This window comes from Pseudoalteromonas sp. SG43-5, assembly GCF_014164345.1.
GTDB classification, from domain to species: Bacteria; Pseudomonadota; Gammaproteobacteria; order Enterobacterales; family Alteromonadaceae; genus Pseudoalteromonas; species Pseudoalteromonas distincta.
Genome location: NZ_JACJFA010000012.1, coordinates 18,701 through 41,823, shown reverse-complemented (window position 1 = coordinate 41,823; position 23,123 = coordinate 18,701). Strand labels below are relative to the sequence as shown.

The 23,123-nt window shown below is 39.5% G+C and carries 19 protein-coding genes; 7 read left to right on the top strand and 12 right to left on the bottom strand.

Translation table 11 applies throughout. From position 1 onward, the window contains the following. Positions 1-164: 164 nt before the first annotated feature. The 5 genes from H5161_RS13120 to H5161_RS13100 are packed head-to-tail and all read right to left on the bottom strand — an operon-like array spanning position 165 to position 5,027. Positions 165-2,270: a type IV pilus secretin PilQ gene (locus tag H5161_RS13120; RefSeq protein WP_182769483.1), complete on the bottom strand. Its 2,106-nt coding sequence runs from the start codon at positions 2,268-2,270 to the stop codon at positions 165-167. Next, positions 2,257-2,796 carry a pilus assembly protein PilP gene (locus H5161_RS13115; RefSeq protein ID WP_002958378.1) on the bottom strand — a complete coding sequence of 180 codons (540 nt, stop codon included), beginning with the start codon at positions 2,794-2,796 and terminating at the stop codon, positions 2,257-2,259. Before H5161_RS13115 ends, H5161_RS13120 begins: the two co-directional genes overlap by 14 nt. Beyond that, positions 2,793-3,398 (bottom strand): type 4a pilus biogenesis protein PilO, encoded by a 606-nt coding sequence (locus H5161_RS13110; protein ID WP_024596028.1) that lies wholly within the window; start codon positions 3,396-3,398, stop codon positions 2,793-2,795. Before H5161_RS13110 ends, H5161_RS13115 begins: the two co-directional genes overlap by 4 nt. Next, positions 3,388-3,960 (bottom strand): PilN domain-containing protein, encoded by a 573-nt coding sequence (locus H5161_RS13105; protein WP_002958376.1) that lies wholly within the window; start codon positions 3,958-3,960, stop codon positions 3,388-3,390. Before H5161_RS13105 ends, H5161_RS13110 begins: the two co-directional genes overlap by 11 nt. Then, the gene (locus tag H5161_RS13100; protein ID WP_024596029.1) at positions 3,948-5,027 is read right to left on the bottom strand and encodes a pilus assembly protein PilM; all 1,080 of its coding nucleotides are present in this window, start codon (positions 5,025-5,027) and stop codon (positions 3,948-3,950) included. The genes H5161_RS13105 and H5161_RS13100 overlap by 13 nt, the downstream gene beginning before the upstream one ends. A gap of 130 nt (positions 5,028-5,157) precedes the next feature. On the opposite strand from H5161_RS13100, the gene H5161_RS13095 reads away from it, so the two are divergent. Next, positions 5,158-7,650: a penicillin-binding protein 1A gene (locus H5161_RS13095; protein WP_182712150.1), complete on the top strand. Its 2,493-nt coding sequence runs from the start codon at positions 5,158-5,160 to the stop codon at positions 7,648-7,650. A 63-nt stretch (positions 7,651-7,713) separates the two neighbouring features. Here the strand turns inward: H5161_RS13095 and metL are convergent, their stop codons facing one another. Both metL and metB read right to left on the bottom strand, forming a co-directional pair. Beyond that, positions 7,714-10,059 carry a bifunctional aspartate kinase/homoserine dehydrogenase II gene (metL, locus tag H5161_RS13090; protein WP_182696192.1) on the bottom strand — a complete coding sequence of 782 codons (2,346 nt, stop codon included), beginning with the start codon at positions 10,057-10,059 and terminating at the stop codon, positions 7,714-7,716. A gap of 169 nt (positions 10,060-10,228) precedes the next feature. Further along, positions 10,229-11,476, bottom strand: coding sequence for a cystathionine gamma-synthase (gene metB, locus H5161_RS13085; protein ID WP_182696193.1), 1,248 nt, complete (start codon positions 11,474-11,476; stop codon positions 10,229-10,231). A gap of 289 nt (positions 11,477-11,765) precedes the next feature. Here metB and metJ point away from each other — a divergent pair, with 289 nt between their 5' ends. Then, complete coding sequence (gene metJ, locus H5161_RS13080; protein WP_002958371.1) at positions 11,766-12,086, top strand: met regulon transcriptional regulator MetJ; 321 nt, start codon at positions 11,766-11,768, stop codon at positions 12,084-12,086. Positions 12,087-12,150: 64 nt separating this feature from the next. Here the strand turns inward: metJ and H5161_RS13075 are convergent, their stop codons facing one another. Both H5161_RS13075 and rpmE read right to left on the bottom strand, forming a co-directional pair. Further along, positions 12,151-13,392: a malic enzyme-like NAD(P)-binding protein gene (locus H5161_RS13075; RefSeq protein WP_182769482.1), complete on the bottom strand. Its 1,242-nt coding sequence runs from the start codon at positions 13,390-13,392 to the stop codon at positions 12,151-12,153. A gap of 526 nt (positions 13,393-13,918) precedes the next feature. Further along, positions 13,919-14,134 (bottom strand): 50S ribosomal protein L31, encoded by a 216-nt coding sequence (gene rpmE / locus H5161_RS13070; protein WP_002958369.1) that lies wholly within the window; start codon positions 14,132-14,134, stop codon positions 13,919-13,921. A 230-nt stretch (positions 14,135-14,364) separates the two neighbouring features. Here rpmE and priA point away from each other — a divergent pair, with 230 nt between their 5' ends. The 5 genes from priA (at position 14,365) to H5161_RS13045 (ending at position 19,474) form a co-directional block, all read left to right on the top strand. Next, the gene (priA, locus tag H5161_RS13065; RefSeq protein ID WP_154903921.1) at positions 14,365-16,551 is read left to right on the top strand and encodes a primosomal protein N'; all 2,187 of its coding nucleotides are present in this window, start codon (positions 14,365-14,367) and stop codon (positions 16,549-16,551) included. Between the two features lie 20 nt (positions 16,552-16,571). Further along, positions 16,572-17,099 carry an SPOR domain-containing protein gene (locus H5161_RS13060; RefSeq protein ID WP_024596311.1) on the top strand — a complete coding sequence of 176 codons (528 nt, stop codon included), beginning with the start codon at positions 16,572-16,574 and terminating at the stop codon, positions 17,097-17,099. 79 nt (positions 17,100-17,178) lie between these two features. Continuing rightward, positions 17,179-17,697 carry an ATP-dependent protease subunit HslV gene (gene hslV / locus H5161_RS13055; RefSeq protein WP_002958366.1) on the top strand — a complete coding sequence of 173 codons (519 nt, stop codon included), beginning with the start codon at positions 17,179-17,181 and terminating at the stop codon, positions 17,695-17,697. A gap of 11 nt (positions 17,698-17,708) precedes the next feature. After that, a complete protein-coding gene (gene hslU, locus H5161_RS13050) occupies positions 17,709-19,037 on the top strand; it encodes an HslU--HslV peptidase ATPase subunit (protein WP_024596310.1) in 1,329 nt (442 codons plus the stop codon). A 62-nt stretch (positions 19,038-19,099) separates the two neighbouring features. Beyond that, on the top strand, positions 19,100-19,474 hold the full coding sequence (locus H5161_RS13045) for a gamma-butyrobetaine hydroxylase-like domain-containing protein (protein WP_002958364.1): 375 nt from the start codon (positions 19,100-19,102) through the stop codon (positions 19,472-19,474). Between the two features lie 29 nt (positions 19,475-19,503). Here H5161_RS13045 and H5161_RS13040 read toward each other — a convergent pair whose 3' ends face one another. The 3 genes from H5161_RS13040 to H5161_RS13030 all read right to left on the bottom strand — a co-directional run bounded on the left by H5161_RS13040 (position 19,504) and on the right by H5161_RS13030 (position 23,061). Further along, the gene (locus H5161_RS13040) at positions 19,504-21,384 is read right to left on the bottom strand and encodes a methyl-accepting chemotaxis protein (RefSeq protein WP_182769481.1); all 1,881 of its coding nucleotides are present in this window, start codon (positions 21,382-21,384) and stop codon (positions 19,504-19,506) included. Between the two features lie 109 nt (positions 21,385-21,493). Continuing rightward, positions 21,494-22,525, bottom strand: a complete 1,032-nt coding sequence (locus tag H5161_RS13035; protein ID WP_002958362.1) for an MJ1255/VC2487 family glycosyltransferase — start codon at positions 22,523-22,525, stop codon at positions 21,494-21,496. Continuing rightward, the gene (locus tag H5161_RS13030; RefSeq protein WP_024596307.1) at positions 22,522-23,061 is read right to left on the bottom strand and encodes a phosphatase PAP2 family protein; all 540 of its coding nucleotides are present in this window, start codon (positions 23,059-23,061) and stop codon (positions 22,522-22,524) included. Before H5161_RS13030 ends, H5161_RS13035 begins: the two co-directional genes overlap by 4 nt. Positions 23,062-23,123 lie beyond the last annotated feature (62 nt).

Sequence of the window (23,123 nt, the reverse complement as noted above, 5' to 3'; positions counted from 1 at the left end):
TCTAAAATTTGAAATAAAACCCCGCCTAACGACCTGGCCCCAAAATTAAGGAGGGGATTATCTCAGTAATTGCAGGGGTATTTCAAGTCAATTAGAATAAAAAGCCATATAACGAGCAATTAATCTAAATAATCACCCGTTGGTTAACATAAAACCACTGTATTTTAATCAATTTGTATTTTCGGTGTCACGAAAATAAGTAATTCACGCTTTTCATTAAACTCACTTGTGGTTTTAAATAGTCTTCCTACGTAAGGAATGTCACCTAAAATTGGTACTTTACTCGTAGTATTAATGATTTGCTGTTGGAAAATACCACCGAGTACTACGGTTTGGCCATTCTCGACTAACACTTGTGTTTGAATTTCTTGAGTATCAATAGACACCGCTTCACCAGTACCTGTTTGTACAGTATCACCACGTGTATCTTGAGTAATAATTAAATCTAGAATTACTTTATTATCAGGTGTGATATGAGGTGTAACTTCTAAGCTCAGTACCGCTTTTTTAAAGCTTACGGTAGTAGCACCACTTGAAGCTGACTCAGTATAAGGAATTTCAGTACCTTGCTCTATTCGGGCTTTTTGCTGATTAGCCGCTATGATACGTGGACTAGCAATAATCTCGCCTTTATTCTCTTCCTCAAGCGCACTTAGTTCTAAATCAATCAGCGTACCGTTAGCCAGTTTTGCTATGTGTAAGCCAATGCTAGCCGCAGGGTTAGTGATAGGTAAATTTACATTTAATCGGTCTGAAATACTTGGTGCATTTGAAGTAGATGTCGCATTATAAATACCCTCTGCGCCTTCAAGAGAGCCTGAAATACCAACACTACTGCCTTGGTCACTAAAGCCCCAACGTACGCCTAAGTCTTCGGTAACGTTATCGCGTACCGTTACCATTCGAGATTCTATTACAACCTGCTGCACTGGAATATCGAGCGTTTCAATCATGCGACGAATATTTTCTATACTCTTAACAGTATCTTTTACTAACAAAGTATTTGTACGTTGATCAACAGATACACTACCACGGGCAGTTATAATACTGTTTGTATCTGTTTTTAATAAGTCAGCAAAATTTTCGGCTTTAGCATAGTTTAATCGGATGTATTCACTATATAGAGGCTCTAAGTCTTCAACTTGCTGTTTAGCTTTTAAATCTTTGGCTTCACGTGCTGCAAGTTCTTCTGCAGGCGCTACCATTAATATAGAGCCATCCATGCGCTTATCAAGCCCTTTAATACGTAGTACTACGTCAAGCGCTTGATCCCACGGTACACCATCTAGGCGCAGCGTTATATTGCCCGTTACTGAATCACTGGTTACTAAGTTAAAGTCGTTGTAACCCGCGATAATTTGCAGTGCTGCACGCACAGAGATATCTTGAAAATTTAAGGTCATAGGGCGACCTTGATACTCAACCCCACCATCTAAGTACGCATTTTGCGTTTCATCTTTTTCTACTGTCAACGTTAAAATATTATCTATTTGCTGATACGTAAATGTGAACTGAGCATTAGGTTCGATAACAACACGACTTAAACCATCTTCTTTAAAAGTCTCGATATTACTGACAACAGTTCCAAAATCTAATACATCTAATTCATAAAGTAGATCGTCTAAAATATCGGTGTGATGAAAGTCAGCGTAAATTTTCCCGCCACTTTCATGGACTTCAATTGCAGCTTGAGTGTCTTGTAAAAATACAAGTACTTTTGCTTCACCCTTCTCACCACGTCTAAAATCAATTGACTGGATACGGTTAATGTAATTTCCACTTACATCACCTGAATCCATCACTACATCTTCATTTTCAGTTTCTGTAAGAGGGTTATCAGAGACACGTATCGATACTAAATTATTATGAACTTCAGTCTCATAAATTTTTAATCTATCTAAGTTTACCGTTACCTTTAAACCACTGTTAGTTAAAACATTAGTAACACTGCTAATTCCAGCTTGATTAACTTCAACATCATTTAAACCAACTTCTAACTCTGCAGAATCAAAAAACATTTCGATTCGGGCTGGGCTATTAAACACTTGAACTTTTGGTTCAAAGGTTAACTCTTCATCAAAAACAAGCTGTAATTCAGTTTCGCCTTTAAGTAATGGATTATAACGAACATCATAAAGCAATGGCCCAGCTATGGCTGAGTTTACAGTGACTAAAGCAACAGCAGCCAGTAATGTCCGTGAAATACGATGAAGCCAAAGTACATCCTTATGCATCCTATTTTTACCTTTTTTATTATTAATTTGCGCCATCTGTTGCCGCCTCTAACATTTCTAATTTCGTCAGGCGCTCTTTCCAACAGCCAGACCCATCAGGGATTAATTCCACTAATTCTATATAGTCGTTGCTTACTCTTTTTACTTTGCCATCATAACTTCCAAGATAATTCCCTACCGTTACGCGGTGCAAAGTGTCATCTGTTGCTGTAATTAATGCCCATATTTGTCCACTAGAGCCAATTGTGCCTTTCATTGCTAAATTATCTAGCGGGTATTTCTCTAACGGTTCGCGGCGACGCTCTTGATCTGGGTGCAAACAGTTTTTTACTTGCGTTAGTTTATTTTGAATAATCTCAGGCTGAGGCGCTACAAACGGGCTACGTAGCTGACCAGCACTGTACTCAAATATTTCAAACTTTGTCAGTTCAGGAATCGTCTCAACCTTTGGTGTGGTGCTTGCTTTTACCTGATCAATAAATTCTTTTTGCTCAGAAGTGTCATCATTACAACCAGCTAAAACAAACGCTATAGCTAAAGGTACTACGCGAAGGAGCTTCATTTTTTAACCCCTTCTTCATAACGATATGTTTTTGCAACAACACTGAATGTTAACTGTTTATCGCCCGATGATAAAATAGAAAAGTCATGTAAGCTTACAATTCGGGGTAACTGGGCCACTTTACCTACAAACTCACCAAACTCATGGTAGCTACCTATTACTTCGATTTTAATAGGCAGCTCGGTATAAAATTCTTTTTCAACTTCTGGCAGCCAACCTATTTTTAAAAAAGTCAGACCACTCGTTGTCCCAACATATGATAAATCATCAAGTAAACCAGGAGTTTCATTCGAAGTGGGTAGACGCTTTAATAGCTGGGAAAACTTATCTTCCATTTCAATCATTTGTTGACGATATATTTCAAGCTTGCTCGCTACTGCATACTTAGTTCGATAAGTTGTTCGTAGTTCAACTTCTTTTGCCACGGCACTATGGTAGCTGTCAATTTCATCAGAAACTAATAGGCTATAACTAAAAAACAATACAAGGCCCGCAACAAATGTGCAGCAAATTGCTTTAACAGCAATTGGCCAATCACCAATGTTATCAAGCTCTATTTCATTCCAATCAATTTCACTCAGTGCTTTAAAATCAAGGTTCATCGCTAACCTCACCAATTTTATCAAATGGTTTTACATAAAATTCCATATTAAAATCACTAAGTAAACGCGAAGATTGATCGCCTGCAACAATGCCCTGCATTGAAGGATTCTCTAGTAAATATGAGCTTTGTACTTGGCGGAGCATTGTTGATAGACGATTATTAGATTCACTACGTCCTAAAACATGTATTTGGCTGCCTTTGCGCTCCAGTTTTGTTAAATAAACACCGCCAGGCACTATTTTGGCAACTTCATCCATTATTTGCGTACCCAAGTTACGGCTGCTTTGCAATTCTTCAATGAGCCTCATACGCTGTTGTAAATTTTCCTTTCTTTTATCTAAGCTTCGTATTTCACTTATTTTTTTATCTAGCATGCTAATTTCTGAGCTTAAATAATTATTCTTTAAGTTTTGACCGTCTTTTAAGGCACTATAAAAAGAGCTTAATAAATACATACTTGCAAAACAAAGTATAACGACACCAACAAGTATAGTTACAAATTTCTTTTTCGATTCTTCGCGTTGTGATTCACGCCAAGGCAGTAGATTTATATGTGGCATGTTGAAAAACTCCTTAATGCCAACCCTGTTGCAATTGCAAACTGCGTTTTGTGACGCTGCATTATATTACGGTCTACCTTTGGGGAAATTTCCATATTTACAAAAGGCTCTGCAACAACTGAGTGGATACCGAGTTCTTCAATAAGCAATCGGTCGATACCTTTTATCATCGATGTACCGCCCGTTAATACAATATAATCTATTTGCTCTTTACCACTGGTTGTTAAAAACATTTGCACAGCTCTGCGAACTTGTTGAAGTAACGAAGTTTGAAAAGGGGCTAATACTTCAAAGGTATAGTTTGGCGGTAAATCACCTGATGTTTTGCCTATTTCGGCTTCATCAAAGCCTTTATTATAATAAGCAACAATACTATTTGTATATTGATCGCCACCAAAAACTTGGTCACGGGTATAAATGGTTTCCCCAGCTTGCACAACACTCACAAGCATTAAAACTGCGCCAATATCGACCACAGCCACACACTTATTAAATGCATCGCTAGGTAATTGTTGATAGTAAACGTCCATAGCACGGCTCAATGCGTAGCTTTCTACATCTACTATTTTGGCCTCTAAATTTGCGGCTTCTAAAGCGCCCACCCGTGCTTCAACACTCTCAGTACGAGCAGCCGAAAGCAAAACATTCATTTTGCTAGGATCGGCCTCATTCGTCGAAAGCTTCTCAAAATCGAGGCTCACTTCATCAAGTGGGTAAGGGATTAAACTATCAGCTTCAATTTCAATTTGCGATTCAAGTTCAGCATCTGTTAACGATACATCCATGAAGATCACTTTTGTAATAACTGTTTGGCCAGAAACAGCCACTGCAGCAGATTTTAACGACTTCGGTAATTTTTTTCTTAATTTTGTAATAACGTTACCAATCGCTTCAATATCTTGGATTGTGCGCTCACTCATCGCACCTTTTGGCATCGGCTCAATTGCAAGTGCTTCTAGTCGAAATCCAGTTTCAATTTCACGTAAAAGCACCGCTTTGATAGAGTGCGATCCAATATCAATTCCTACCATCATCGGGGACGGTTTTTGAAATAGTTGACTTAGCATGTTTCAACTTGGCCTTTGTTTTAATAATAAACAAGTTATAATTTTTATCTGAAAAAATATTATTCATTTTTTAATCAATATATACTAGCAGTCAAAACTCGCAATTGGGAGTCCATTTAGGGAAATATAAGTGATTTTATTAAAACGAACTTTACAATTTTTTATCATTTGTGTGTTAATTGGTCTGATCACTTTGGTCAGTCTTTATTACTACGTTAAACCTGATATCCCCAGTGTGCAAGTTTTAAAAGACGTGCAATTACAAACTCCTATGCAAGTATTCACAAAAGATGGGCTTTTAATCAATCAATTTGGTGAAAAGCGTCGTATTCCAGTGACTATTGATGAAATTCCTCAAACACTCATTAATGCATTTTTAGCGACAGAAGATAATCGATTTTACGATCATATAGGCATAGATCCTATAGGTATTGTGCGTTCGGCTATTGTTCTTATATCTACCGGCGAGAAAAAACAAGGCGCAAGTACTATTACTATGCAGCTTGCTCGTAATTTCTTTTTAACTCGCGAAAAAGCATATATTCGTAAAGTTAAAGAAATATTTATAGCGCTACATATTGAAGGTGTATTAACAAAAGACGAAATTTTAGAGCTTTACCTTAATAAAATAGAATTAGGTAATCGCGCTTTTGGTATTGGTGCTGCAGCACAAGTTTATTACGGTAAGGAGTTAAAAGATTTAACACTTGCACAAATGGCGATGATTGCAGGTTTACCGAAGGCCCCTTCAGCTTTAAACCCAATTCGTAACCCAACGCGTGCAAAAGCACGCCGAAATGTTGTTTTAGGGCGTTTATTAACTGAAAATTATATTACTCAAGAAGAATATAACGAAGCAACGAGCCAACCTATCACCGCTTATTTTCATGGTGCTGAAATAAATTTATACGCCCCGTATATTTCTGAAATGGTGCGCGCTGAAATGGTCTCGCGTTATGGAATAGATAAAGCTTACAACTCAGGTTTTAAAATTTTCACCTCGGTAGAGTCTAAAGTTCAAAAAGCAGCGCAAAACGCACTTGTAAATAACTTACATAATTACGATATGCGCCATGGTTTTAGAGGACCAACAGATGTTTTATGGGACCCTGAAACACAACCTGCTTTAACTGAGCAACAAATACTCAATAAATTACAAAGCGTAAATGAGTTGGGTACTTTGAAAGCAGCAGCCGTGCTTAGTGTTAATGATAAAACAGCGTCGGTATTACTTAAAAGTGGCGAGCGCACAACTCTTACTTGGGATAACTTAAAATGGGCGCGTAAATATATTACTCGTTACCGCCAAAGTTTTGCTCCAAAAGCAGCTACAGATATTTTAACGCCAGGAATGCAAATATGGGTGCGTAAAAATGAAGATGACAGCTACTTACTAAGCCAAATACCAGAAGCATCAAGTGCTATTGTGTCACTCGACCCACAAGATGGCAGAATTAAAGCTATTGTAGGTGGTTACAGCTTTGAACAAAGTCAATATAACCGAGCGGTACAAGCAAAGCGTCAAGTAGGTTCTAATATAAAACCTTTTATATATTCAGCAGCACTTGAAAAAGGTTACACGCTTGCGTCTATATTAAACGATGCTCCTATAAACCAATGGGATAAAAGCCAAGGCGTAGCATGGCGTCCTAAAAACAGCCCTGCTGTATATAATGGTCCGATAAGAATTCGCCGTGCCTTAGCACAGTCTAAAAACGTTATTTCGGTGCGCTTACTACGCGGCGTTGGATTACAACGTACAGCTGATCATTTATTAAAGTTTGGCTTTAAAGATTCAGACATTAATCGCAGTGAATCACTAGCACTGGGTAGTGCTTCCATTACTCCACTTGAACTTGCCCGTGGCATGAGTGCATTTGCCAATGGTGGCCACTTAATTGAACCTTACTTTATTTCAGAAATTCAAGATGCTTACGGTAATGTATTGTTCAAAGCAAACCCTGCCCTTGCCTGTGACGAAGAGTCTTTACCAACACATAATGAATTCTCACTTCATAATAGTAGTGATGAAGTGGAGCCAACAAAAAAATGTGCACCGAGAATTATTTCTAAGCAGAATGCTTTTTTAATTGCTGATGCAATGCACAGTGGTATTTGGGGCGGCGGTAGTTGGGCCCATAAAACGGGTTGGAGTGGTACAGGTTGGCGCGCACAAGCTTTAGAACGTCGTGATCTTTCGGGTAAAACAGGCACAACTAACGATTCTGTAGACACCTGGTTTAGTGGTTTTAACAGTAAAGTAATGACTTCTGTGTGGGTGGGCTTTGATAACCCAGGTAACGCTCTTGGTCGTTCTACGTACAATAACAACTTAGATAGCAGCCAAATATCTGGTGCTGAATCGGGGGCTAAAACAGCGCAGCCTGCATGGATTGAATTTATGAAAGCCGCACTTGAGGGAACACCTGAAGCGCCAATTGAGCCACCTGAGGGGCTTGTTTCGATTCGTATTGATTTAGCCACTGGTTTGCTAAGCCACAAAAATGACTACACCAGCCGCTTTGAATACTTCGAAAAAGGCACTGCACCGACAAAGTATGTGCTATCTCAGCCAAACGATATATTTGAAGAAGACACAAAAACCGAAGAAGAGCTATTTTAATAATATCTCTGTAATACAAAAACGGCAGCTTATTTAAGCTGCCGTTTTAATTTAAATAATCGCTTATTTTAAGTTTTGAACAAGCCAATATAAGTCAGAGTGTACACCCGCAGCGGTTACTTCTTTCCCAGCCCCAGGCCCCTGAATCACAAGCGCGTTATCACTATACCATTTGCTATTAATTACAAAAATATTATCGCCAGGTGTAAGGTTTGCTAACGCATTCCCATTGGGCACATACGTAACTCCTACTTTAGCGATAACTTCAGTTTTTGTTATATCTAATAGGCCTGTGTATCTCAGTACTGAGTTATTAGCTTTTGCTGTATCAGCATGCTCTTCAATGAACGCATCTAGCTGGGCTTTATTGTTTAGAAAGTCTTCCCAACTTCCTAGCGCAAGCTCACCGGGCATTAATGCCGATAAGCTAATATCATCAAGCTCAAGCTCTATACCTAACTCTCGGGCTAAAATAAGTAACTTACGCTGCATATCTCGTCCAGATAAATCCTCGCGAGGGTCAGGCTCTGTGAACCCCATTTTCTGTGCTTCTAATACCAACTCAGAAAAAGCAGTGGTACCATCATACTTACTACATAACCACGAAAGTGTACCCGAGAACACGCCTTCAATACGCGTAATTTTATCACCACTATTTTGCAAATCAGCCAAAGCAAAATTGATAGGCAAGCCTGCACCTACACTTGTATTATATCGCCAATGTAAATTACGTTCGCCAAGGTTACTACGAAGTGCTTTATACCAAGAAGTAGGTGCTGTACCTGCATATTTGTTAGCACTAATTAAATGACAATCTCGGTCTACAAAATCTGTATATAAAAAGCTAAACTGCTCACTTGCAGTAATATCAATTAAAACTTTATGTTCGTAGTCAAGCTCGCTTATCGCATTAAGTAAATCCGCAGCTTCATAGCTATTCGCCTCATGCTGCCATTGAGTTTTCCATTGCGATATATTTATGCCACTTGCATTAAATAACATATGTTTAGAGCGAACCAGCGCTACCAATTTAATACTAAAGTCGTCTGATAAACGCTCAAATTGTGCCGATAACTGCTCAATAAAAGCATCGCCTACATTGCCAAGGCCCGCAACTATAACGGCTATTTCTTGGCCTTTATTGATTAGCTTATCGTGTAAGGCGCTTTGTATATCGCTATCTATAAATTGGTCTGTTAGTAATAAAACATAACCATTATCTTGATGCACAAAACGCGGTTTTATAGTCTGCTCAGCTAATACTTCTAAAGCTTGCAGTTTTAATACGCTAACGTCTTGCTCAGGGGCAATAATTGCACAGCCATTTAAATTTGACTCACTAATATTAGCTCTACCAGCAAAGTAATTAATAACTTGATATGTTTGTGCAGCCGGTACTACTAAATACACTTCACCATTATGGTTAAAATGATGAAGGCTATGCTGAATAAGCTGACTAACGCTTGCGACCTCACCTTCACTTAATCCTTCAACCATTAACAAATCAACATTTTGCAGCGTGGTTATAAAACGCTTTTTCTTTGCTGAACCTTCTTTTACTATATCTGTTGGGCTTGCTTGCACATCAAAACTACTACGAACAGCTAGCTTAATATCTGTGTTTTTAAGTGGCGATAGTGTTTTTGCATGTAATACAGGGTTACCCAAACGAGCTAATAAATTAGCTTGCCCGCGACAAATTTTGCCGTATTTAATCGCTTTTTTTACCTTACGAGGATCAGTGCTAAACACTCCCTGTGTATCGGTCCAAATACATACTTGCTTAGCATTACAGTAATTTGCAAGTAGTGTTGCACTATAATCGCTACCGTTGCGTCCAAGTGTTACGGTCTCACCTTTCGTATCGGCGGCAATAAACCCAGTAACAACATTTATCTTATTAGGCAAAATTGACTGTCGACATTGCTGCGCATTTTGCGCATGCATTAATTCACCATCGTTTAAGGTAAAAAGACTACGGGCATCTTGAGCACACGCCTCAATATTTAACTGCTGTAAATAAGTAGCGAGTAAACGTGCTGACCACAGTTCCCCATGCGCAAGTAACGCAGCCTCTTTTAGCTGCTCAGCTTGAGCAAGTTCTGCAATATTACTAAGCTCGGTATTTAGTGTTCTAAGTGCGCAGCGCTTTAAATCAGCTTGTAATAACTGCTCAATTAAATCGCTTTGATGGTTATTTAACTGCAGTAAAATATCAGCGACAGCTTGCGTGTCTTGCAGTTGATAACTTTGCCACAACGACACAAGTGTATCTGTAGTTTTACCTGCAGCAGATACCACAACACAGTCGCCCGGCTGAGTATGCCCAATAATTATTTTAGCTACGCTTTGATAGCGCTCACTAGAGCTTAAGCTTGAACCACCAAATTTATGTACACAATTGACCATATTTATACCAATTCGCTTAATTAAGTTGTCTATTTTGAGGTAAGAAAACCGTATCGATAACAAGGCAAAAATTTCGTTATTTAGTTGTTCTATATTAGGAATTTTTAACGATGTTATCGTGCGGTTTAATCCCTCAAATTGATTAGGTATTATTGCGGATTGGTATTAATTACCAAAGCGCTGGACGGGCTGCACTTAATTTAACGTTTCCACCAGAAGTGCCAGCACCTTTGCCTACACGGCCAACATTTTTATTTTGCCCTGGTTTTACAAGTTCAAATACTCGTTCAAAGTCAGCTATTAAATCGTGTATATCTTCAATCCCAACCGAAATACGAATAAGCGTATCGCCCACACCCGCTTCTAAACGTGCCTTTGCCTCCATACCTGCGTGCGTCATAGTTGCAGGGTGACAAATTAAGCTCTCTACGCCACCTAGTGACTCAGCTAAACTAAACGTTTTAAGGCTAGTTAAAAATGCTGCCGCGTCGTTTATATCGCCTTTAATATCAAAACTAACCATGCCACCAAAGCCAAGTTGTTGTGCTTTAGCAAGTTCATGTTGAGGATGCGACTCAAGTCCAGGATAGTAAACTTGGCTTACAAAATTGGAGCTTTCAAGGTACTCAGCTATTGCTAGCGCATTTTCTTGGTGCTGCCTTAAGCGCACATTTAAAGTACGTAGACCACGAAGCGTTAAATAACTATCAAAAGGAGCGCCCGTAATACCAATATTATTTGCCCACCAAGCAAGCTCATCACCAAGCTCTTGTGTTGCAGCAATAACAGCGCCGCCCACTACATCTGAGTGCCCGTTAATATATTTAGTAGTTGAATGCACCACAATATCTACACCAAACTTAATAGGGTTTTGTAAGGCAGGAGACAAAAACGTGTTATCTGCGGCAACCAATGCACCGCATTGCTTAGCAACATCGGTAACCGCTTTAATATCGGTTAAACGAAGTACTGGGTTACTTGGAGTCTCTATCCAAATAAGCTTAGGTTTAATTGCTAAAATTTGTTGAAGGCTTTTTTCTTTTGTTAAATCTAATACTTCAAGCTTCAATAGTCCGCGTTTTTGTAACGATGTAAATAAACGATAGCTTCCACCATAACAATCATGTGGAATTACTAACGTGTCGTCACTGTTAAGTAGCTGAGTAGCTAAATGCACGGCAGCCATACCAGTGGCCGTAATTATGCCACGAGCGCCACCTTCAAGCTTAGCAAGCGTCTCTGCTAAAATATCACGATTAGGGTTACCACTGCGGCCATAATCATACTCACGCTTAGTATCAAAGTCGGCAAACGAATAAGTCGTTGATAAATAAATTGGCGGCACCACTGCACCATGATGTTTATCAGCATCAACGCCGTTACGTACAGCAATGGTCGCTTTGTTTTTTTCGCTCATATTCGTCACCTGATTAATTTGGATGTTTAGACGTCTAAAAGAGTAAGTTATCCGTTTTAATAAGTCAAAGGGTTTTAAAGCTCTAGATGGCTAAAGTTAGGTAAGGCGTTTGCTAGTATCACATTTTAGCTCACAAAAGTGAGCTTATTTTTACATCCCAAATAGGCTTATTAAGATAGATCGGTATCTATTATTTGACTATCTTTTTTAAATCGATAGAATTTCACGCATATTTACACGCTTTTTATACCGTGTGAGAAATTAATAATCTGAGGCAACGATACATCTTATGGCTAAATGGAATGGTGAGTATATTCACCCATACGCAGAACACGGGAAAAAATCAGAGCAAGTTAAAAAGATCACCGTTTCGATCCCACTAAATGTATTAAAAGTTTTAACGGATGAGCGTACGCGTCGTCAAATCAACAACCTTCGCCATGCAACAAATAGTGAATTGCTATGTGAGGCGTTTTTGCATGCATTTACTGGCCAACCTTTACCAAATGACGATGACCTACGTAAAGACAACGCAGAAAAAGTACCAGAAGAAGTTAAAAAGATAATGCAAGAAATGGGTTTAGAAGTGCCTATTTTAAACGAAGAATAAATCGTTACCTTTTTAATCAAAAAACCTCAGCATTGCTGAGGTTTTTTTGTTTAAGCGTTATATATTACGCCATATAGTTTTCAGGCAAGTCAATTTGCGCAACACCCGACTCTACCGCAGCAAGTGCTACAGCTTTAGCTATACGCGGTAGTAAACGCGGATCCATTGGTTTTGGAATAATATACTGCGCACCAAACTCTAGCTTATCTACGCCTGCGGCTTTTAAAACTTCTGCAGGTACAGGCTCTTTGGCAATACTACGAATAGCCTCAACTGCAGCAATTTTCATTTCATCGTTAATCGCGCTTGCACGTACATCAAGTGCACCACGGAAAATAAACGGGAAACATAAAACATTGTTAACCTGGTTAGGGTAATCAGAGCGCCCTGTTGCCATAATTAAATCGTTGCGTGCGCCGTGAGCAAGTGCAGGATCGATCTCTGGATCTGGGTTTGAACATGCAAACACGACCGGTTTTTCTGCCATTAGTTTTAAATCTTCGGCAGCTAACAAGTTAGGACCCGAAACACCAACAAACACATCAGCATCTGCAATTACATCTTGCAATGTGCGTTTATCGGTATTGTTAGCAAAAAGCTGTTTATATTCATTTAAATCATCGCGACGAGTATGAATAACACCTTTGCGGTCAAGCATATAAATGTGTTCACGCAGTGCACCACACTTAATTAACAGTTCCATACACGCAACTGCAGCAGCGCCTGCACCTAAACATACAATTATTGCATCTTCAATTGATTTACCTTGTACTTCTAGTGCATTTAACATGCCGGCAGCCGTAACAATGGCGGTGCCGTGTTGATCATCATGAAAAACAGGAATGCCACAACGCTCTATTAATGCTTTTTCAATTTCAAAACACTCTGGTGCTTTAATATCTTCAAGGTTAATACCACCGAATGTGTCAGCAATATTGGCCACCGTGTTAATAAAGTCTTCTGTTGTTTTGTGCTTTACTTCAATATCAATAGAATCAAGCCCTGCAAAACGTTTAAACAATAACGCCTTGCCTTCCATTACGGGTTTAGACGCTAGAGGACCTAAATTACCCAAGCCCAAAATTGCAGTACCATTAGTGATAACCGCAACCATGTTACCTTTACCGGTATATTTATATGCATTTGCAGGATCTGCGGCAATTTCACGTACAGGTTCAGCGACGCCAGGGCTATAAGCTAGGGCTAAGTCTTGAACTGTTTCAGCTGGTTTTGTTAGCTCAATGCTAATTTTACCAGGTACGGGATGTGAGTGATAATGTAGTGCTTGTTCACGAAAGTCAGACATAACGCGATGGTATCCTGCAATTTAAGTTAAAGTGAGAGGTGGAGTCTTGGGGTACGATACCCTTATTATTTTTAAATTCCAAGCAATATCAGGTCTATCCTGTTATATGCTATATCCTTTAATTTTAAGAGGTTTTTCAGTAACTTTGCAGGATTATATAAACATTTGATAAATAAAAATTCACCAAAAAAGTAAGTTTTGAGGTGTGTTTATGTCTATTAAAATATTAAAAAAATGTATGTTTAACACATCATCATAAACTTAAAATAACAGCCTACTACACTACTTTAAAAACAGATAAGCCCACGTTAGCTACTTTTATCAACCTAGTTAAAATTTGTACTATTTAAAATATAGAGAATATCTATTCATTTGTCTGTAAAGGTTTATGCATACTCAGAATAAGAATAGGAAATAGTTATGCAAGGTGTGATGTAGCTCGAGCAAGCTAAATAAGATAAGAAGTAGTAAATTTTAGACACAAAAAAAGCACCCTAAGGTGCTTTTTTTAACTAAACAGCAATAATTACTTCTTGCTGCTAAGTGCACCGAAGCGCTTGTTGAAGCGATCAACACGGCCGCCAGTGTCTAAAATCTTTTGCTTACCAGTGTAAAACGGGTGACACGCAGAACATACGTCTAAGTGAATGTCTTTACAAAGAGTTGAGCTAGTTTCGAATTTGTTTCCGCATGAACATGTTGCAGAAATTACTTCGTACTTAGGGTGAATACCTTCTTTCATAGGAACCTCTAGTTAAGGCCGCATCGCTCTCCAAACCCGAAGTCTGGCACCATACGTCGTTAAAACAAATTTGTTGGTGGCGGATTTTATCCAACAACCTTCCCCTGCACAAGTATTTATTTATCTTTTCGCTAAAAAAGTGAACAATCTCTTTCTCAAGTACTATTGCTAGTAGGTTTTTAGCGGTATTTTTAGTACATTACAGCATTAATTTTACGGGTTGAGTTGTTATGAGTTTTGTTGAAGTTGCTATTAAAGTCCCGCTTCCACGCACCTTTGATTATAAAATAGAAGAGCAGCTCAGTGGCTTATCAACCCCAATACTTCCGGGCATGCGGGTTTTAGTGCCTTTTGGTAATCAAAAAAAAGTGGCTGTTGTTCTGGGCATTAAAAACAGTACCGACGTCCCTTTAAATAAAATTAAGAATATTATAGAGGTAATAGACGACACCCCTATTTTAAGTGCCCAACATTTAGAACTCCTTAGCTTTACTGCCCGCTATTATTGCTACCCCTTAGGCGAAACTATTCATATAGCGCTACCGAGTGTACTTCGCCAAGGTGAATCGCCAGATAAAACCAGTATTAATATGGTTGCCCTGACAGAAAAAGGTGCAAAAGTACCGTCATTAAAAGCTAAAACACAGCTCAATTTATTAAAGCAGTTATCGCAATCGGGGAAATCATCGTTAACCGAATTAAAAGCTCTTGGCTTTAGTAAAAAAACAATCGATAGCCTAATAGATAAAGAACTCATAACACAAACTATTGAGCATGATAACCAATGGCAAAGTGTTGCTCCAACTGTCGGTAGTAAACCAGTACTTAATAAAGAACAAGCGGTTGCCTGTACGGCAATAAATCAAAGTAGTGGATTTAGCAGCTTTTTATTAGAAGGCGTAACTGGCAGTGGTAAAACAGAAGTGTATTTACAGTGCCTAGAAGAAGTACTCAAACGTGGCGAGCAAGCATTAGTATTAGTGCCAGAAATAGGCTTAACGCCACAAACTGTAAACCGTTTTCGTCGCCGCTTTCCTGATACACCCATTATGCTTTGGCATTCAGCCCTTACCGACAACGAGCGATTGCAAACATGGCGTTTTTGCGAAAAAGGCAGTTGTGCAATAGTTATAGGCACACGTTCGAGTATTTTTCTGCCATTTTTAAAACTCGGTATGATAGTTGTCGATGAAGAGCACGATTCATCATTTAAGCAACAAGATACCCTTCGTTACCATGCTCGTGATTTGGCCGCATACAGAGCTTTTCAGCATAAAATACCACTTATATTAGGCAGTGCTACACCCGCACTTGAAACACTTCACAAAGCAATTAATAACAAATATCAGCTACTAAGTTTAACCGAGCGCGCGCAAACTGCGACAGATAACCAATTTAAGTTACTCGATATGAAAGGCCAACCCGACCAAGCAGGTATTGCACATGCAAGCCTTGCAACTATGCGCCAACACTTAAATCGCGGTAAACAGGTTATGGTTTTTTTAAATCGCCGAGGTTTTTCACCCACTCTTATTTGCCATGAATGTGGCTGGCTAAGTGAATGTAAACGCTGCAGTACCAGCGCCACATTTCATAAAGCGATTGGGCAAATGATTTGTCATCACTGTGGCGATCAATACCCTGTTCCTCACCAATGTCCTGATTGTGGAAGTACGCAAATATTTCCAAATGGCAAAGGTACAGAGCAAATTGAAGAGTTTTTATCGACCGAGTTTCCAGATACACCCGTTACTCGCATAGACCGCGATTCAACTCGCCGTAAAGGCAGCCTTGAAAAAGCACTAGATGAAATAAACCTAGGCGGTGCACGCATTTTAGTAGGCACACAAATGCTTGCCAAAGGCCATCACTTTGCAGATGTAAGCCTTGTTATAATTTTAGACGTAGATAGCGGTTTATACTCATGCGACTTTAGGGCAACAGAGCATTTAGCACAGTTAGTTACTCAAGTCGCGGGGCGAGCTGGGCGTTCAGGGGAGCCTGGGCAAGTATTATTACAAACACACTTTCCAGAACACCCGCTTTTACAAGACTTAGTTAATAATGGTTACCAAGACTTTGCTCGCTTTGCACTGAGTGAACGCGATGATGCAGACTTACCACCCATTACAAATATGGCTATTGTCCGTGCACAAGGACACAGCATTAAGCTAGTCGTCGATTTTTTGACGGATTTGGTTCCTGTGAATGGGGTATCTGGTATACAATTGCTCGGCCCGATCCCTGCTCCACTTGAAAAAGTCGCAGGTATGTATCGTTTTCAATTACATATTCAAGCGCAAGATCGCCGCATATTACATCAGTACCTTGCGCAAATGGTTGATTATTTAAGTTCAAGTAAACTTGCACAAAAAGTACGCTGGAGCTTAGACGTAGACCCTATAGACATGATTTAGGTTAAGGCCAAAATAACACCATGGCACAGCACGATTATATTAACAAAAAGCCTGCAGGCAGAAACAGTAAAAAAAACGCACCCGCTAAAAAACCATTTCCTATTCTTTTAGCTGTCATAGCCATCTTACTCGTCGGTGGTTTTGCTTATACATTATGGTTTATTAAAAGTAATGCAGATCCAAAACTTGTCGAAAAACAAGCAAACCCCACTGCGCCCGCAAAAGTAGAAGTGGTTATTCCACGCACACCAGAGTTTATTAAAGAAATTAGAAACCACGAGATTCAAGTTGAAGTGAAAGAACTTGAGCAAAAAGGTCCTTACGTTATGCAGTGTGGGTCGTTTAAAACCCACGCACAAGCGGAATCGCTAAAAGCTAAAATAGCATTTGCAGGCCTCATTTCTGAAATAAAACAGGCTGAAGGCAGCAATGGTACTTGGTATAAAGTGCGCTTAGGCCCATATAAAACCAAACGCCAAGCCGAAAGTGATAAAAACAAACTTAAACGTGTAAAAATAGTCGGCTGCGGAATTTGGGGCTGGACTTGAAAATAAACCATTCACCCATATAACCTCTTCATAATCGTTTTTTACGAGTTGCCTCTGCAGCTCGATGATGAGGAATAACATGACTACTATCGTAAGTGTACGCCGTGGCGACAAGGTTGTAATTGGCGGCGATGGCCAAGTGTCTCTTGGTAATACCGTAATGAAGGGCAACGCCCGTAAAGTTCGACGTCTTTATAATGGCAAAGTAATCGCTGGTTTTGCCGGCGGTACTGCTGATGCCTTCACTCTTTTCGAACGCTTTGAAAGCAAATTAGAAATGCACCAAGGAAACCTGACTAAAGCCGCAGTAGAAATGGCTAAAGATTGGCGCAGCGACCGTGCACTTCGAAAACTCGAAGCGCTGCTCGCTGTTGCAGACGAAACAGCCTCTTTAATTATTACCGGTAATGGCGATGTGGTTCAACCTGAAAACGACCTAATTGCAATTGGCAGTGGTGGTAACTTTGCACAATCAGCGGCAACCGCCCTTTTAGAAAATACAGATTTAAGCGCTCGTGAAATAGTAGAGAAAAGCTTAACTATTGCAGGCAACATCTGCGTATTTACTAATAACTTCCAAACAATCGAAGAATTATAATAGGAACTATCATGTCTGATATGACCCCAAGAGAAATTGTTCACGAGCTAGATCAGCACATTATAGGTCAGGCTAAAGCAAAAAAAGCAGTGGCTATCGCACTTCGTAACCGCTGGCGCCGCATGCAACTCAAAGAAGATTTACGCAGCGAAGTAACACCAAAAAACATTTTAATGATTGGTCCAACCGGTGTAGGTAAAACAGAAATTGCCCGCCGATTAGCAAAACTTGCTAACGCACCCTTTATTAAAGTAGAAGCGACTAAGTTCACTGAAGTTGGCTATGTTGGTAAAGAAGTTGAGACTATCATCCGCGATTTAGTCGATGTATCAATTAAAATGACTCGCGAACAGCAGACTAAGAAATTTAAACATCGCGCCGAAGAAGCAGCAGAAGAGCGCATTTTAGATGCCCTTTTACCACCAGCGAAAGATCAATACGGCGAAACGCAGCGTGATGATAACTCATCAACTCGCCAAACGTTCCGTAAAAAGCTACGTGAAGGTCAGCTAGATGATAAAGAAATTGAAATCGATTTAGCACAAGCACAACCAAACGTAGAAATTATGGCGCCTCCTGGTATGGAAGATATGACCAACCAGCTACAAAGCATGTTTCAAAACATGGGCGGCGATAAGCGCACTAAGCGTAAACTAAAAATCAAAGAAGCCTTCAAACTATTAACGGAAGAAGAAGCCGCTAAATTAGTAAATCCAGAAGAGCTAAAAGAGCAAGCTATTTTTGCAGTAGAGCAAAACGGTATTGTGTTTATTGATGAAATAGACAAAATTTGTAAGCGCGGCGATTCTTCAGGTCCAGATGTGAGCCGAGAAGGTGTTCAGCGCGACTTACTACCGCTAATTGAAGGTTCAACTGTAAATACTAAGCACGGAATGGTTAAAACTGACCATATGCTGTTTATTGCCTCTGGTGCGTTTCAGATGGCAAAGCCATCAGATATGATCCCAGAGCTACAGGGCCGCTTACCGATTCGAGTAGAACTTGAAGCACTTACTGCAGATGACTTTAAACGCATCCTTACAGAGCCTCATGCATCGCTTACCGAGCAACAACGAGAGCTGCTTAAAACTGAGCAGGTATCGATTGAGTTTAGCGACGATGCAATTGAACGTATTGCCAAAGCAGCTTGGCAAGTTAACGAGAAAACCGAAAACATCGGTGCTCGTCGTTTACACACTGTAATGGAAAGATTGATGGAAGAAATTTCATACGACGCTTCTGAAAAAGCAGGCTCGTCATTAGTAATCGACGCCGCTTATGTTGAGAAACACTTAGGTGCACTTGTTGAAGATGAAGACTTAAGCCGCTTTATTCTATAAAACGAATATAAACGTTATACTAAAAGCCTCCAGATTGGGGGCTTTTTAATGGGATATATTAAATGAAACACGTAACAAAAGTGCATTACCACAGTGTAAGTAAAAATCTAGATGTTTACTTTGATGATGACAGTAAAGCTGTATTTAGCTGTGAGTTTTTACGTGTACACTCCCCTTCAGCTGAAGTGCAGGGCCATGGCTCTGGCCCAATGAAGCTAGTACTTAATAAGCAAGCTGTAGGAATAAAAAGTATTGTACCTGTTGGGCATTACGCACTTCGTTTAGATTTTGACGATGGCCATAACAGCGGACTATTTAGCTGGCGCTACTTTGAAAAACTACAACAGCAACAAGATACATTGTGGAGTGAATATTTAGCGCGGGTAACTGAACACGAAAAAAGTAAAGATAGCGTGCCTATAAAATTTGTTCCTTAAACTTTATAGGCCCGTTCTATTAAGCGTTATTAAACCTTAAATTTATCAATTGCAGTGAACAGAACGTGAGCCTGCTCAGAGACCTCTTCACTTGTTTGCGCATTGTTAGCAGCATGTTCAGTTGCGTCTTGTGCAATATCGCGAATTCTTACTACATTTTTATTAACCTCTGATGCCACTTGGCTTTGCTCATCAATAGCAACTGCTATTTGAGAGCTCATTTCCATTATTGTTTGTACATCTTCAGTAATTGCGCCTAATAGCTCACCTGCTTTAATTGCTTGCGAGGCACTTTCATCACCTTGAGAGCGACATTTGTGCATAATACTCACCACTTCTTGAGTACGCTGCTGTAAGGTACTTATAATACCTTCAATCTCACTTGTAGACTCTTGAGTACGCTTTGCTAATGAACGAACCTCATCTGCAACAACAGCAAAACCACGACCATACTCACCAGCACGGGCCGCTTCTATTGCCGCATTAAGTGCAAGTAAATTTGTTTGATCTGCAATTCCTCGAATTACATCAAGCACTGAACCAATTGTTTCACCATCTTTTTCAAGTTGCGACACTACATTTGATGCATTCCCCAGCGAATCAGATAGGGCCCTAATGTGCTTAACGGTAGAATCTACTTCACTACGCCCTTGTTGTGCACTTAAATTTGTTGACTCTGCTTTTTTCGCAGCCGCCTCAGTATTATGTGAAATATCCTGAATCGTCGCCTGCATTTCGGTGGCTGCCGTTGCAACCATGTCGGCTTCATGTAGTTGCTCTTGCATACCAGAGCTTGTTGCTGCGGTACTTTGTGATAAATGCTCTGTTGCTACATTAAGCGTGTTTAAAGCACCATTAACTTCGTTAATTAAGTTCTTAAAATCGCCTATTAAGCTATTAAAGTCGACCGTCATGGTGGTAATTTCGTCTTTACCAGTTTGCTCTATCATCACGCTCAAATCATTATTACGACGAATATCGTTAATGGTGTGATAAACCCGCTCAATAGGTACAATAATGGAGTGGCTTGTAAAATAAACGAGTGCTAATACAATCACACCTGCAATCACAAATACCAAAATAGCTAAAAATTGAGCCTGCTCTACACTTTGCTCTACTTGTAACTTAGTGTCTTTAACGATTTTAGAAACAATGGCGTCGCTTTTATCTACACTGTCACGCATTACTCCAAGTGCGCCTGACTCAAGATCTAGCCCTAGCTTAGTTTGCGCCTGCACAAGTGTTTGAAATTCGCTTTGGTATATATCAATCAAAGGATTAATTTGTGCTTTATAGTCGCTTGGCAGCTGTGCTGCAGCTACCTGCTGCTTAAATGTATTAATTCCCTCATTAAAACGCCCTAGGTACTTAATATCAAATCTCAGCATGAAATCTTTTTCTGAGCGTCTTAGTTGCAGCATTGACGACAGCAGTTGGTAATTTTGCTGCTCTTTTAATAGTTGCTCAACTTCATGAACCGAGCTTCTAAGCTTGCCATATAACCCGTCGGTCGGGGTTAAACCAATCTCTTTTTGAAGCTTAACAACAGTTTCAAAATCATTATTATAGCTATTTATTAGTTGCTCAAAGCGCTGGACCTGCTCCTGTGCAATACCTTGGTTAGCCATTAACTGTTGTAACTTTTTTACTTTATCACTTAACTGCTCAAAATCCGTTTCAAATGCAGTTAACGCATCTTCTTGTTTATAAAACAAAAAGTTTTTTTCATGTTTACGCAATGCTAATGCATGTACGTTGAGCTCTTCTGCTAATTGAATAGTCTTGTTTAAGCTCAAGGTTGTACGTGATTCAAAAATAATCACGCATAAAAGGACCACCATTGCTAAACCAACAACGACTGCGTTTAGTTGTAAACGTCGTTTAATTGTTAAGTTTTGTAAAAAATTCATCGCTAACGCCTTTTTTAAATATGCATTTGTATTATAGCTAATAGATCAACAGCGACTAATTAATTTAACTTTTTATTATTGGTAATTCTAAACAGTTTAAATGTGATGGCTATAAGGCGACACTATCCCACAAACCTTTATGTAACGATTGTGTGTTATTCCATTGTTGTTTAACCAACCAATCAATTAAAGGCGCGGGATCGCTGGGGTAATTTATTTGCTTGTTTTGCGGCGCGCTATTCCAATCATCAAGGGCTTGTGGGTTTAAATAGTTCATAACATGCGCCATGCCCATGGCAAATAAAGTTTGTGCATTTGCTGCTTGCTCAAACTGACCATCTAAAGGCTTTAATAGTAACTTTTTACCTAACTTAAGCGCTTCACTGGCAAGCTCAAATCCCGCATTACCAATAACGCCACTTGTGTTTGCTAAGTCGTTTAAAAAGCCAGAACGTGAAGGGGCTCGTAAATGTATATGTCCAAAAGACTGATTGCTGGCATTTGGGTGATAGCAATAAAATTCTTTTTCGGGAAAGTCTTTTAAATAATCAACAACGCTATCTAAGTTTTCGAAAGGTAAATATACCAATACCTTGTTCATTACTGCTACAGGGTTGTCGTGATTATGATGAGCAATAAAAGGCGGTATTATATTATTTGCAAATGGTTGCCAGTGCACGCCTAAGTAGGTAGTCGCTGGTGCATAATGCTTGATAAGTGATTTTCTCAGTACGCCACGACCAAACATAGGTACGTTATCTGACAAAAATGCTGCTTGGTGACTAATGCCAATAACGGGTATACCTGCCCGTTTTGCAGCCCATGCTGTCACAGGCTCAAAGTCGTTAAGTACAAAATCGTACTGTTTTATCTCAAGCGATTTTATATCACTCACCAACTTACAAATTCGCATGTTTTTAAGTGTTTTTAAATTTTTAACTTGCCCATTTTCAGTGCTAAACGACAAACCACGATACGCTTTATAATCTGAGAATTCGTGCATATCAAAGTAATCTTTATTTGCGCGTCCTGAAAACACATAATCAACATCAATACCGAGCTTATTAAAGCAGCTTGCCATAACCCGAGCGCGCGTTATATGACCATTACCGGTACCTTGTACTCCATACAATATTTTCATGCAGGCACCACGAGTGCTAACGCAAATAAACCACAAAAACTACCAATCGTTGCGCCTATTATAATATCAGCAGGAAAGTGCACACCCAATACCACACGAGACATAGCAACGCCGGTAGCCCAACTAAATAGTAGTAATGCATATTCTGGGAAAAAATGGCTTAATATAATTGCCACTAAAAAGGCTGCAGCACTGTGACCCGATGGTAAACTAAATTTATCGCTTGGTACTATATAGGCATTTGTTACTAAGCAGTCGCATGGACGGATCCGAGCAAATCTATTTTTAGCTAGTAGGTAAATAGGTCTTTCTATAGCAAAACCAATTAATATAGTGACAGGCAATAATTGGTGCTGTTCATTATTACTAAGCCACCACACTGCTAAGCATATTAATATATAAAGCCCACCATCACCGCTTTTAGACAAACCAAAGGCCATTGTTTTAAACCACCTCGGTGAATTGCAATTAAACAAAGTTAAAAATAATTGCTCATCTATCTGAGTTACCTTTTTAAGCATATTATTATTCATCACCATCCCTCATCGCATAACATATGAACACCGATTTAGCTTATGTGTTGTAAATAACAATTGAG

Bases quoted from the DNA above. Each gene is read 5' to 3' on its own strand.
- H5161_RS13040 (WP_182769481.1), bottom strand. From the start codon at position 21,384: ATGAATTTTTTACAAAACTTAACAATTAAACGACGTTTACAACTAAAC.
- H5161_RS13110 (WP_024596028.1), bottom strand. From the start codon at position 3,398: ATGAACCTTGATTTTAAAGCACTGAGTGAAATTGATTGGAATGAAATA.
- rpmE (WP_002958369.1), bottom strand. From the start codon at position 14,134: ATGAAAGAAGGTATTCACCCTAAGTACGAAGTAATTTCTGCAACATGT.
- priA (WP_154903921.1), top strand. From the start codon at position 14,365: ATGAGTTTTGTTGAAGTTGCTATTAAAGTCCCGCTTCCACGCACCTTT.
- H5161_RS13120 (WP_182769483.1), bottom strand. From the start codon at position 2,270: ATGGCGCAAATTAATAATAAAAAAGGTAAAAATAGGATGCATAAGGAT.
- metJ (WP_002958371.1), top strand. From the start codon at position 11,766: ATGGCTAAATGGAATGGTGAGTATATTCACCCATACGCAGAACACGGG.
- H5161_RS13105 (WP_002958376.1), bottom strand. From the start codon at position 3,960: ATGCCACATATAAATCTACTGCCTTGGCGTGAATCACAACGCGAAGAA.
- metB (WP_182696193.1), bottom strand. From the start codon at position 11,476: ATGAGCGAAAAAAACAAAGCGACCATTGCTGTACGTAACGGCGTTGAT.
- hslU (WP_024596310.1), top strand. From the start codon at position 17,709: ATGTCTGATATGACCCCAAGAGAAATTGTTCACGAGCTAGATCAGCAC.
- H5161_RS13075 (WP_182769482.1), bottom strand. From the start codon at position 13,392: ATGTCTGACTTTCGTGAACAAGCACTACATTATCACTCACATCCCGTA.
- H5161_RS13060 (WP_024596311.1), top strand. From the start codon at position 16,572: ATGGCACAGCACGATTATATTAACAAAAAGCCTGCAGGCAGAAACAGT.
- H5161_RS13100 (WP_024596029.1), bottom strand. From the start codon at position 5,027: ATGCTAAGTCAACTATTTCAAAAACCGTCCCCGATGATGGTAGGAATT.
- metL (WP_182696192.1), bottom strand. From the start codon at position 10,059: ATGGTCAATTGTGTACATAAATTTGGTGGTTCAAGCTTAAGCTCTAGT.
- H5161_RS13115 (WP_002958378.1), bottom strand. From the start codon at position 2,796: ATGAAGCTCCTTCGCGTAGTACCTTTAGCTATAGCGTTTGTTTTAGCT.
- hslV (WP_002958366.1), top strand. From the start codon at position 17,179: ATGACTACTATCGTAAGTGTACGCCGTGGCGACAAGGTTGTAATTGGC.
- H5161_RS13045 (WP_002958364.1), top strand. From the start codon at position 19,100: ATGAAACACGTAACAAAAGTGCATTACCACAGTGTAAGTAAAAATCTA.
- H5161_RS13035 (WP_002958362.1), bottom strand. From the start codon at position 22,525: ATGAAAATATTGTATGGAGTACAAGGTACCGGTAATGGTCATATAACG.